Below are 10,716 nucleotides of genomic sequence, written 5' to 3'. Positions count from 1 at the left end.
TCGGGCCAAGCGCCTGGTACCGCCAGTTCCGTGAACTGGTGTTGACCGCTGCGGTCTACAACCTCGAACAAGCCATCAAGGAGTGATCGCTACGTCGTCCGCGGATTCAACAAGGCAGAGAACTCGGGAACTACCGAGAGGTCTGGGGGTCGTGGCGGGATAATGGATGAACCATCTTAGAGGTTGACTGCAAGGCCCCCTGCGGACTAGTCGAGACTCTCGATCTCGAACTCACTCGCTCGAACCCGAAGCGGGAACCACCCTTCTTCGTCGATCCCGAGTAACGCCTCGGAGAACCCGTCTTCATCGTTACCAGCCTTCGCAGTCCGTATCCAGTTCACTTCACGCTCGCTCAGGCCGAACCACTCTGCAAGCTTGTCGGTCTCCTCCTGCACCCGGTGAATCAACGTAATCGAACAGAGATTCGCGATCGTCCGAGCCTCGGGCGTCAGGGCGAACTCCCCGCCAGTCTGCGTGATGAAGTGCAACGACAAATCATAGTGCCGACTGTGACGGACTGCTGTCTCCAAGAACTCCAGTGAGGTCGCGTCGTTCATCAGATAGTGGGCTTCGTCGATTGCGAAGACGACGCGCTTGTCCGTCCCCTTCGCTCGCTCGTAGACGGCGTTGAACAGCACCTGCATCATGAGACTCGTCTCCGACCGGCCGGTCGCACCCTCCTCCTGGTGCAGGTCGAGATACAACACTGACGAATCGAGATCGAAGTCCGTCGGTGCTGCAAGATTCGCCAGATCACCGCCCGGACGGAATGAAGGCCGAAGGTCGGTCAACAACGATTGGGCGTCACTCTCGACGCTCGCCTGCTCCCCGTCAGTGGCGTAGCCAAACTCGGCCGGGTCGGCCAGTATGTCTTCGAGGACCGCGATCACGTCACGGATCGTCGGCGACTCGCGGTCGTGGGTCGACGGCGCTCGCGTGATCCCTTTTCGGTCGTAGGCCTCCTGAACGGCCCGCCGCAGCGTCTGCTTGCGGTCGGCGAGGGGATTGGTCGCGACGTGGGTAAAAAAGGTCTCGAAGAACGTGAGCACCCACGAGATCTGCTCGGACCACGGGTCGATATCGGGTGCATCGGCCAGTACCTCGGGCGGCGTTGGTTTCAACTCCAGCGGGTTGATGCCCTGCGTCCCGCCGACGGTAATCCGTTCGCCGCCCAGCGCGTCGTTCACACCGGCGAACCCCTCCAGCGGGTCGAGCATGATGATGACCGTATCCTGGTCGTACATCGCCCGCCGGAGCAACTGCAGTTTCGTCGAGAAGGACTTCCCGGCGCCGAGTTGTCCGATGACCATCGAACAGTAACCCGTCTCCCGCTCGAAGCGGTCGAGGATCAAGGGACTCTCGTTCAGGGCATACGTCCCGTATTCGATACCCGGTTCGGCGAACGCACCGGCGACAAAGGGGAACATAGCGCCGACAGCACCGGCGAGCATCGGCATCGTCGTGTCCATCGACTCGTTCAACTTGTCCACGCCGACCGGGCTTGCCGACACAAAGGAATCCAGCTGTGTCCACCGGGGCGTCACGGGCGTGAGGTTCGTCGGCGACTGACGAGCGGCGCTGGTGACACCGTCGACGTTCAGGTCGTCCGTCGAGTCGCCCTGTACGGCGAGATACATCGACACGTCGAACGCGCTCATCGACGTGTTCCTGAGTGCGTCGTACAGCGCTTGATAGTCCTGAATGTCCTTCTCAATACCACGGGCACCGGCTCGTCGTTTCTCCTCGAGATACTCGCGGTCGGCCTGCAAGTCCTCGATCGTATTTTCGAGCGTGTCGAGCGTTGCAGTCGTGTCACGTGGCGCGATGTGGAGGCTGATGTCGGTCCGTCTGGTGTCCACCGTCGAATACAACGACTCGAAGAGGCCATCCATCGGCGTGTCCGGATACTCACCAACCCACAGCGTCCGCGCCCACTGGTCGCCCGTCCGGACGACATTCGGCTCGCGTTCGATGCTCGATGGCGTGACGGCCGTCTGGTGGATGTCCGAGACATCCGTGATGTCTCCGTCGCCTGCTGCACTCGACGGGTCGTAGGCGACGCTCACGCCCGCTGGTGGGTCGTCAGTCGTCTCGCTTGCCTTGGGAGACGCTTCGTCGGTGTCGTCTCCATCCCGATCCTCGGATTGCTCTGACGGATCGGTAGAGTCCTCACGAGTCGGCAGGACCGAGCGGAGTCGCTCGATCATCGGTCCGGCCCTCCGACGAGCCCGCGGGTTCGAAGCACTTGATCCAGATGCCCGTAGTCCATCGATTCGTCGCTCCAGTACTCTCCGACGATCTTCGTCGCCTCCGTCGCGTCGATGCGGTGGGCCGTACAGCCGTCGATGCCACGAATGCCAGCCCGGACTCGATCGAGGCGGTCGTCGAGTTCGTCGATCAATGCCGCTCGTTCGATGGCTTCTCGGGGTGCGTAGAGCTCGTGAACGAACACCCCAACCACGGGCACGTCCGCGAGTTGCTGGGCGAGACTTGCGTCGTCGAAGCGGACCTCACCTGGTGTGACCGGGACGACGACGTAGTGGTCACGAATCGTCATCCGGCGCTCGTCGAGTTCGTCCTCGTACCAGTCGAGGTAGTTCTCGATGAGCGCTTCCAGCTGGGGATTGGCTTCCACGTCGGGATCGTCAAGTCGTGCCTCGTAGCGAGCGAGATGGTCGTCGACGGGAAACGGCTGGGTCGTCGAGTAGATCTGGATGGGGAACTCGACGGTCGTGTTCAGGAAGTCCTGAAAGCTCTCGGCTTTCTGGTTCCACTCTTCCTGGGTTGCCAGTGCCATCGTCGGTGGAACCACTTGCACGAGCCCGAAGACGGCCCCGTCCGTGCGTTCGATCGCGTTTCGCCGCGGATACACCCGCTCGATCTGGGTGTACTGCTTCGCGGCCTCGTGGTCGAGGTCGGCGTCGCGGCTATGGAAGGTGAGCATCGACGTGACCCAGTCGGCGCTGGTCGTGTACGCTGGCGTCAGGTAGACGAAGAGTGCGCCGAGGCCGATCATCACGGCGGCAAGCGGGAGCGCCAGCGTCTGTACCTGATAGCCGCGAACAGTCATCCCCGCGGGGAGTAATACCTGGACACAGAGGACGACGACCACGCCGGGAAACAGCGCGACGGCCAGATCGGTCATCGTGTAGCTGCCGAACAGTTTCGTGTCGGTACCGAGCGATTTCGGAATGCGTTTTGCAGGATTGCGGTCGTCCATCGTTAGCGAATGTAGCGAGGTTCGTCGTCGATCGCGTCGTTGTCTCGGTCGCTGCTCCTGTTGTCCGTACGACCGTCGCCGCGGAGTGCATCGAAGCTCCGAGTGGCCTGGCTACCAGACTGGGTCGTCGATTCCTCGTCGCCGCTGTCGACAGCAGCGCTGTCCGTGGTCGTGTCCGACTGCGCTGGCGAGTTGTCCGTCACACCGTCGTCTCCGCCAGCAGCTGAACTGGACGATCGGGCGAGCGCTCCACGGAGTCGCGAGCCCGCGTCGTTGAGTCGCGACCCTGCGGCGTGGGCACGGGAGTCGCCAGAGTTGAAGACGATCTGACCGTCGGACGTACGTCCGGGCTTGCCCTGGACACCCCGTGAGAAGTTCCGTCCACCGTTGGCCACAGTCTCGGCACGGTCTTTCGTCCCACTCAGTCGTGATTTGGCGCGCCGCTTCGAGGCGTGTCGAGATGCACTCTGGGCCATGAAGAAGATCGAGCCGGCCTGCCAGAACAGGACGAACGGTGATGCGATTGCGACGATCGGGATGATGAGCGCAGTGAGCCAGAGGCCGAGCCCTTCCACTGAGAAGCCGAAGTTCTCCCCGAGAATCTGCCCGAGGCGGAAGAGCAGTGCGACCGGAATCGTCATGAAGAGGAACGGAACGTAGAATCCAGCCATTCGCTTCATGAACTTCGAGACGAGGCTAAATGGCCCGACCCCAGGAATCCAGAGAGCAATCAGGATCGGCATCATGAGAGTGAAGAGGTAGAGCACGACCTCTCGGATGAAGTAGATGAGGACGACTAGTGCTATCAGGAAGAGGTCCACCGAATACGTAACTGCAGTCACCAACGCTCCAACGCCGGAGATAGACAGCGTCTCAAAGAGAGTGATCTCCGAAAGGTCTGGGGCAAGAAAGATAGCCAGTTCGTTCGTGAACTGACGCGCTAACGCATCCATCCACCACCACGCGAGAATCCCTAGAAGCCCAGCAAAGGCTCGACGTTTCAGTTTCGTCCGGTGATAACTACTGAAGAGGTAGCTTGTTGATTCAAGGAATATCACGATACCCACGGAAAGCGCCCACAATAGGAGTGCAAGGGGAGTAAGTATGTCCCAGAAATATCCGTAAACACTGGTCCAAGGGTTGTTTGTCGGAGCAACGAACACGGCGTTCGGATGAGGGGTCCCAATTGCGACACTCAGGACGGTATTTGCGTTATTCTGGATCAGCGTCTTGAGTGGCTCAAAGAGAGCCTTGAGGGCGTTCTTGATTGCCCAGATGATGGTATCTCCGAGGGCACTGCCGCCGCCCTCGCCACTCTGAGCACTAACAGACCCGATTCCAAACTGGAGAGCAATACAGACACTCAATAGATGGGTCCAGTGCGATCGATTACTCATTGGGATTTTTCTCTTGGAGTGACTCTATTTGGATGTCGCTGCAAGTTCCGCGGAAGTTTGCCCGAACAGGATCTCCGTCAAGGACTGCTCGGAGTTCTCTTTGGCCGTTCTCACCAACGCCAGTGGGAACAATCACGGTCAAATTAACCTCCAGACCGTTGCAGTGGTCGTCCTCCGAGAGGAGTAGTGGTGAGCGTATTCCTCGAAGTACCGTCGAGTTACCGGGCTGTAATATCACTTCGTCCTCTGACTGCGGTTTTTCGAGGTTCAACAGGGGTGTCGATCTAGCGTAGTCGGTTGTGGGGATACGGTTTGCTGCCGAATGGGGTGCGTTCTCGTACCCGACGTAGTAGACCCAGGTTGGGCCGGTCCCAGTGTTCTCCACAGTAACGAGGAGATTCGCACGGTTCGACGGCGTCGGCCGACCGCCAGTGTACGGCTCAACGTTCGTAATCTCTAGTTCGGGAGTCAGCGGGAGCGTCGTTGACTCGACCTCCTCTCCATCTGCGACAGCAACCAGCGTGTGCTCGCCGGGCGTGTAGTGCCAGCCGCGCCGATAATCGAACAGACCCAACTCGACCGTCGTTGCACCCGTCGCGACCTGTGCCGACTGGAAGACCGACCCGGATGGCCCGATCAGGTTGACCTTCGATACGTCGTGATTCTCTCGGAGCGTGACCCTGAGCGAGTTCCCCGAAACCGAGGTTTCCCGGAAGATGGATGCCGGGGTAGCAGTCCCGGTTGAACCACTCGAACACCCAGCCAGCCCCGCTGCAGTGAGCGCAAGCCCGCCCTTCAGGAACTGCCGGCGAGAGTGCTGCTCACCCGTCATAATCCCCTCCATGGGGGCCACACAGGCAACCCCGTGATCCGGTCGATGAGAAACACGGCTAGGAGGAAGAGCCCGACCGGCACGCCAGCCCGGTACAGCGAGGTGACGACTGACAGCACCGTTCCCTGGACGGAGACCGTGTCCGAATCGCCGACGTAACCAGTTTGTCGCAGCCACCACTCCGTCGGCTCGAACCGGGCGTCGATCGCGCCCGCTGGCCGGTCGATCGTCGTCGTGACCGTCCCGTCCGCGCCCGTCTGGACGGGCTCGCCGGCGAGACGGACGTAGCCCTCAGTTGCGGCCGTCTCGATCGGCTCACCGGTCTCTGCGTCCCGGAGCGACACGCGGACGGTCGCCGTCCGGTCGGTCGTGTTCTCCACGGCGAGCGTGAGGTTACTCCGGTGGATCGGCACTTCCTCGAACATGCGCGGGTCGGCCTCTGTCCGGACACCGCGGACCAGCCCGTGGGCAGTCACGTCCGAGACGGTGCGGTTGGGCGTCTCGAAGCGGGTCATCAGGCTGAAGCTCGTCCGGTAGGGCTCCTCCAGAACGTCCAGATTGACCGTCGAGGGCAGCGTCGGCGGGTCGCGCTGCTTTCCGTTGACCTCCAGGATCGAGACCGTCTCGGCCGGCGACGCGGTCGGGCCCGTCTTGATCGGATACGCCGACACCCGCAGGGGGTGGATCGGGGAGTGTTCCGTCGTCGTATTGGTTGCCGTCGCGGTCACCAGCCGGTCCCAGCTGGGATCCCGTGCGGAGTAGAACCGCCAGACGCCGTTGACCCGGCCTTCCGGGAGCCGATACCCCAGCCAGGGCTCGCTCTTGAACATGGCTAGCCCGAGGTCGCCGTCGGGATACCGGGCGTAGAAGCCGAAGACGCTGAGTCGGTATTCCGACACTGACCGCGAGTCACGGACCGTGACGGTCTCGTTGATGGTCGTCGTCCGGGTGGCCCAGGCCGTACAGTTGCCCGGTGACGTGAGATTTGTACAGTAGTCGTGCTGGCGCTGGAGTGCGACCGTGACGTTCGCTGCGACGGTGAGCGTGTGATTCGTCCCCCGATGCTCGGCGAGGTCATAGTCGAACCGCGGCGTCCGCGTCCCCTCTTGCTGGGCTTCTTGGCGCCTGTCGACGAGCAACTGCAGGTCCGTAATATCGTGCGACTGCAACGACCACGTGATGCGGTCCGTCGCGGTCGTCGAGTCACGGGGGACATCGACTCGATAATCCAGCGTCGCGAAGAGTTCGCCCTCCGGGGCGACATATCGCGGCTGGTCGTTCGGCGTGAGCCGTGCCTTCGTCGACGGCTGGAACGTGAATATCTCCGTGTAAGCGTCGCGGACGAATCGCCCGTCGACGAGCGTCGCACTCGGTGGGTAGACCGACGACCGGTGATCGGACGCGGGGAACTCGGCGAGTTGCTCGCGGTTCCACGCCGCGACGGCTTCGGGTGGGCGGTTGAACGGAACGTCTGTCGTGGCCGCCAGCGAGTTCGTTGCCGAGCCCGTTTGATTCCGGAGTGCGGTGCGATTGATCGTGTCCCGATCCCGCGACCACAGACTCCGATTGTCGCCGTGGTCATGATCCTCGTCCGGGCTAAACGTCCGCGTATCGAGCGGGCGGGCGACCGACTGGGTCGCGACGAGGGCACTCATCGCCAGCAGGACGGCGATTGCGACTCCGGCGCCGAGCGAGCGACTCAGAAGCTGCAACTGGCGCCACCCGCCACGACGGACGTGAGCAGGAACTGCAGGATGGTCGTCCCCAGCGGCGCGACGATGACGCCCCAGACGACCGCCTGGACGCGCATCGATTTGAGCTCCTTCTTCGTGTCCGCACGCCGGAGCAGCGGGATCGCGACCGTCGCGCCCAGCGCCACGAGCCCGCCGATGAGCGGGCCGCCGAACTGGATGAGTGTGAAGAGATTCCGGATCGTCGTCGCCATGTCCGTCTGGCAGAACGACTCACCGACCGTCTGGGCGCTGGCTGGTTCGATAGCGACGACGGCGAGGGCCGACAGTGTCAGCCCGAGCGTCCGGAGCGAAGTACTTCGATTACCCGACCGATTCGACTGCGACGAATCTGCCTGCGTCGTTTTCTCTGACATTGGTATAGATGCCGCTCAGCGTGCCGCGATTCGCTCCAGATGGAGCGACGGCGCGAAACGAGCGACGGTACATCACATCGTCTCGCAGTCTGGTAAATATCTTCCCGATCGAGTTTGAAAAATAGGCGAAACAGACAGTAACTCACAGTAACTGTGGATGCTCCACAGATACATACCAGATGATATCCTCCTCGCCGTTAACGACGAGGCTTCCCACGCATGGGGAATACCAGATCGGAGTATTGCCGATAGAGCCCACTTGTACGGAGAAACCGCCTGTTTCGAAGTGTCCTATGCAGGTATTGAGCCAGTATCCGACAAAACACGGCCTTCCTAGAGGTGGGATATATTCCGCCGAAATAAAGTTTTATTCCGCAGCAACACTGAATCCATAGTATGGATGAACCACGCCCCGAGCTGAAGGCAGATACCGACGAACAACAGGAGAAACCGGATTTTGACGAGCTTGCCCCTCCCAACGAGGTCGTCAGCGGTGGGCGGACACGCGATGATTTCTTCGATGCTGTTCTCGGCCTGGATAGTCCTGCAACAGCCAGTGAAGTTGCCGACCTCGCGGGACATGGTGTCGATGCTGCCCGAGAATATTTAGAGTGGTTCGAACGGATGGGGATCGTCACGCAGGTCGCGGAGTCCCCTGCGATGTACGAGCGCAATCAGGAGTACCTGAACTGGCGACGTGTTCAGCGCCTCCGCGATCAGTATACCGACGACGAACTCCTCGAGTTCTTGAAAGACGCAGCAGCGCGCGACGAAGCGTTCGAAGCAGAATTCGATGTCGAATCTCCGGATGCAGTCGCTATTGCTGAGCAGGCAGCCGAGACGAACCGATCCATAGAAGCGGTGTGGAGAGACGTGTCCGAGTGGCAGACGACTCGCCGCCGTATCTCGCTGCTCGAACGAGCACTGCAAGCAGATTCGGATGGGACAGCCAGTCAGCGCACTGTTGCATGAACGGCGGCAGAGACGACGTTCGTGGTGCTCCGATCGATCTCGACCGTCTAGATATTATCGGGGAGCGGCTCGCCACGGACGACCGCTTCACCGAGATCGAAGTCCAGCCTGAATTTGCGCCGGATCGTATCGTCTGTCACTACGATCGTGGCTTCTATCCCCAGCACGTACAGAACGCTCAGCTTGAGATCGTCTGGTTCGAGAACGGCGACTTCTCCCTCCATTACCACGAGGACCACGACGATGGCACGTTCGATCACCGGTGGGACCGGCATCCGTCAACGCATAATACGCGTGATCACGTCCACCCAGGTCCCGACGCGCCAACACCTGGCGACGACGCGTCACATCCGGAGGAGTGGCGCGATGTACTGTCGACAGTTCTCTCCGAGATTGAAGACCGCCAGCGAGCCTTTTGGAGAGAATAAGCTACTCTCGAACGATCCCGATACTCCGGCAGCGAAACAGATACTCCCCTCGAATACATCGAATACAACATGAGCTCGTCTATCCGAATTTCCGATGAAACGAAACGGAAACTCGAACTGGTGAAACAAGAGGACGAGACATACGATGAGTTGCTCGCCCGTCTTGCAACGACGGAGAAGGATGTGGAGGAGAGAGGTGGCTTCGCTGACGACGGTGTCGTTGAAGACATGGCTCGCGCCCGTGAAGAGATGAGCGAATCACTCGAACGCCATTCGAATCGCCCAGAATGATTTGCCTAGATAAGAACGACTTCGACAAGCAGGCCGTTCACAAATTGGTCAATGTCGATATTCTCGAAGTGTGACCGAGTTTCTGGGTATATTTCTAGATAATTACCACTGGTCGCGGCGCCTTACTCTGGAAGGTCACGTCGTCCCGTCCGGACACAGTCCCAACATGGGAAGTCGTCGAAACACTCCGAACACTCCTCGTCATCGGGTGCTGTCGTGGCCGGCTGGGGACCAGCCGACCGGGTGTCGGTCACCGATTCGTCTTCGGCATTGGATTCTGCGACCGACGATGTGACCTGGCCACCGTCTGGGGCGACCAGCTGTGGTTCGTCCGTCGCTGTGACGGCATTGAGCAACGGCCGGCGAATCGCCACCGCAACCCGGTGTTTGCACGCGCCCTCGTACTGGTCGTCGGCCGGACACTCACAGGTTGCAGGAACGCCATCGTCGACAGTGACGAGATATTCGTGCTCGTCCGGATTCGCGTGACTCCCGTTGCGGACGACGACGCCATCGGCTGACAGGGTGAACTCGAAGGTCTCGTACTGGGCGCGCTTGGCGACTCGGCTCGGGAACTCCAGTTGTTCAAGTGGATGCATGGTGCATCGGAGCGCCCATTCCTGAGCGCCCCACCCCTGATGGCGCCGAAATAACCGACCGTGCGGTGCATCAAAGTACGAATTTCGGCGTAGCTAGGGCCCCCCTCTCCCCCTCTCTTCCGCCTCGAAAAACAGTAGTATCGCTACCTCAAAAGCACTGTACCGCCAGCCCTACGGCAGGACGTATCGAGAGGTCGATCGTCACCGGCATCGTTCGATCCACTCGCACCACGCTCGGAAGTCCTCGGCACCGCACTGCCGGGCGATTTTCTGCAGAATATCTACATCAATCCGATCGTAGGCCGGAACGGTGACGTTGCGCACCTCGCCTGTGTCGTCGTTGCTGTACCGGAGTTTGACGTGGCTCCCAGTCCGGTCAACGACATGATAGCCGTGGTTGCGCAGGACCTTGATGATCTCGCGACCAGAAAAGTCGGTCGTGACCATCTACCGCGTGAATGCGGGTGGATCGTCGGGTTCGGCCTCGATCTCCTCGGGTTCGATGCCAAGATCCCGCAATACCTCGTCCTCATTCTCAAGCGGCTCGGTTGCGTCGTTGGTGTGTAGCGCGACTGCCTCGTCGAGTTCGTCAAGTGCTTGCTCGCGCGTCTCGGCCTGGGCGCCAACCCCCGTCGGCTCGTGGAGCGCGACCCAGTGCCCGTCACGCTCGGTCAGTGTTATCGTCTGCTCAACGCGCTTGCTCATATTTCACGCAAGTGCGGTTACACGGATAAACGTTTACTCCAGGAGGTCGGTAGTGTTCAGATAAGCTGATTCCATGCGAAGCTGAACGATCTGAGCCAATCGTCGGCTGTTTCTGCTTCGGCGTTGCTGAAACAGTTTGAGAAGCATATAGTTCGTCGTTTTACT

The 10,716-nt window shown here is 60.5% G+C and carries 12 protein-coding genes and 1 pseudogene; 3 read left to right on the top strand and 10 right to left on the bottom strand.

Going from position 1 to position 10,716, the window contains the following annotated elements:
- Window positions 1-206: 206 nt before the first annotated feature.
- The 6 genes from ACMGFG_RS24095 to ACMGFG_RS24070 are packed head-to-tail and all read right to left on the bottom strand — an operon-like array spanning window position 207 to window position 7,556.
- Complete coding sequence (locus ACMGFG_RS24095) at window positions 207-2,207, bottom strand: VirB4 family type IV secretion system protein (RefSeq protein ID WP_436932832.1); 2,001 nt, start codon at window positions 2,205-2,207, stop codon at window positions 207-209.
- Window positions 2,204-3,220, bottom strand: coding sequence for a TraC-like domain-containing protein (locus tag ACMGFG_RS24090; RefSeq protein ID WP_436932831.1), 1,017 nt, complete (start codon window positions 3,218-3,220; stop codon window positions 2,204-2,206). Before ACMGFG_RS24090 ends, ACMGFG_RS24095 begins: the two co-directional genes overlap by 4 nt.
- A 2-nt stretch (window positions 3,221-3,222) precedes the next feature.
- Window positions 3,223-4,617: a TrbL/VirB6 family protein gene (locus ACMGFG_RS24085; RefSeq protein ID WP_436932830.1), complete on the bottom strand. Its 1,395-nt coding sequence runs from the start codon at window positions 4,615-4,617 to the stop codon at window positions 3,223-3,225.
- Window positions 4,610-5,449 (bottom strand): twin-arginine translocation signal domain-containing protein, encoded by an 840-nt coding sequence (locus tag ACMGFG_RS24080; protein ID WP_436932829.1) that lies wholly within the window; start codon window positions 5,447-5,449, stop codon window positions 4,610-4,612. The genes ACMGFG_RS24085 and ACMGFG_RS24080 overlap by 8 nt, the downstream gene beginning before the upstream one ends.
- Window positions 5,446-7,161 (bottom strand): DUF8186 domain-containing protein, encoded by a 1,716-nt coding sequence (locus ACMGFG_RS24075; RefSeq protein WP_436932828.1) that lies wholly within the window; start codon window positions 7,159-7,161, stop codon window positions 5,446-5,448. Before ACMGFG_RS24075 ends, ACMGFG_RS24080 begins: the two co-directional genes overlap by 4 nt.
- Complete coding sequence (locus ACMGFG_RS24070; RefSeq protein WP_436932827.1) at window positions 7,149-7,556, bottom strand: hypothetical protein; 408 nt, start codon at window positions 7,554-7,556, stop codon at window positions 7,149-7,151. Before ACMGFG_RS24070 ends, ACMGFG_RS24075 begins: the two co-directional genes overlap by 13 nt.
- 396 nt (window positions 7,557-7,952) lie before the next feature.
- On the opposite strand from ACMGFG_RS24070, the gene ACMGFG_RS24065 reads away from it, so the two are divergent.
- From ACMGFG_RS24065 to ACMGFG_RS24055, 3 genes are all read left to right on the top strand, one after another.
- Window positions 7,953-8,528, top strand: a complete 576-nt coding sequence (locus ACMGFG_RS24065) for a DUF7342 family protein (protein ID WP_436932826.1) — start codon at window positions 7,953-7,955, stop codon at window positions 8,526-8,528.
- Window positions 8,525-8,956: a toxin-antitoxin system TumE family protein gene (locus ACMGFG_RS24060; protein ID WP_436932825.1), complete on the top strand. Its 432-nt coding sequence runs from the start codon at window positions 8,525-8,527 to the stop codon at window positions 8,954-8,956. Before ACMGFG_RS24065 ends, ACMGFG_RS24060 begins: the two co-directional genes overlap by 4 nt.
- A gap of 69 nt (window positions 8,957-9,025) precedes the next feature.
- Complete coding sequence (locus ACMGFG_RS24055; protein ID WP_436932824.1) at window positions 9,026-9,247, top strand: DUF7557 family protein; 222 nt, start codon at window positions 9,026-9,028, stop codon at window positions 9,245-9,247.
- A gap of 122 nt (window positions 9,248-9,369) precedes the next feature.
- Here ACMGFG_RS24055 and ACMGFG_RS24050 read toward each other — a convergent pair whose 3' ends face one another.
- The 4 genes and pseudogenes from ACMGFG_RS24050 to ACMGFG_RS24035 form a co-directional block, all read right to left on the bottom strand.
- Window positions 9,370-9,846 carry an SWIM zinc finger family protein gene (locus ACMGFG_RS24050; RefSeq protein ID WP_436932823.1) on the bottom strand — a complete coding sequence of 159 codons (477 nt, stop codon included), beginning with the start codon at window positions 9,844-9,846 and terminating at the stop codon, window positions 9,370-9,372.
- 201 nt (window positions 9,847-10,047) lie between these two features.
- The gene (locus tag ACMGFG_RS24045; protein WP_436932822.1) at window positions 10,048-10,293 is read right to left on the bottom strand and encodes a type II toxin-antitoxin system HicA family toxin; all 246 of its coding nucleotides are present in this window, start codon (window positions 10,291-10,293) and stop codon (window positions 10,048-10,050) included.
- Window positions 10,294-10,551 carry a type II toxin-antitoxin system HicB family antitoxin gene (locus tag ACMGFG_RS24040; protein WP_436932821.1) on the bottom strand — a complete coding sequence of 86 codons (258 nt, stop codon included), beginning with the start codon at window positions 10,549-10,551 and terminating at the stop codon, window positions 10,294-10,296.
- A gap of 56 nt (window positions 10,552-10,607) precedes the next feature.
- A pseudogene (locus tag ACMGFG_RS24035) lies at window positions 10,608-10,716 on the bottom strand (IS6 family transposase); the annotation flags it as partial.

Origin of the sequence: Halosimplex halobium (assembly GCF_051414055.1) — an archaeon.
In the GTDB taxonomy this organism is placed as follows: domain Archaea; phylum Halobacteriota; class Halobacteria; order Halobacteriales; family Haloarculaceae; genus Halosimplex; species Halosimplex halobium.
Note: the sequence above shows the minus strand (reverse complement) of the source record. Positions and strands in the feature narration are given on the sequence as shown.